1 protein-coding gene is annotated in these 267 nt (G+C 64.4%); it reads left to right on the top strand.

The features are described from left to right. Positions 1-177 (top strand): glutaredoxin family protein (locus SB753_RS37835; RefSeq protein ID WP_410805258.1); only part of this gene is annotated, 177 nt, incomplete at its 5' end. Between the last annotated feature and the right edge of the window lie 90 nt (positions 178-267).

Consider the following 267-nt stretch of genomic DNA (forward strand, 5'->3'; position numbering starts at 1 on the left):
GAGTTCGGCGCGCAACTCGAAGTGATCGACATCGACGCCGATCCTTCGCTCGAAGCGCGCTACAACGATTGGGTTCCCGTGCTGGTGCATGAGGGCGTCGAGTTGTGTCATTACCATCTCGACGAAGCGCGGGTCCGTGTGGCGCTGGCGGGGCATCACGCAACGCCGCCACGGTGAACACAGCCGACGCGCTATCGAACCTGCAGGCCGAAAGCGGGCGGCCAGATAGCACGAATAACGCCCGCTACCCGTAAGTCCCGCCCGCCG

This window comes from Paraburkholderia sp. SIMBA_053, from assembly GCF_046534895.1.
In the GTDB taxonomy this organism is placed as follows: domain Bacteria; phylum Pseudomonadota; class Gammaproteobacteria; order Burkholderiales; family Burkholderiaceae; genus Paraburkholderia; species Paraburkholderia caledonica.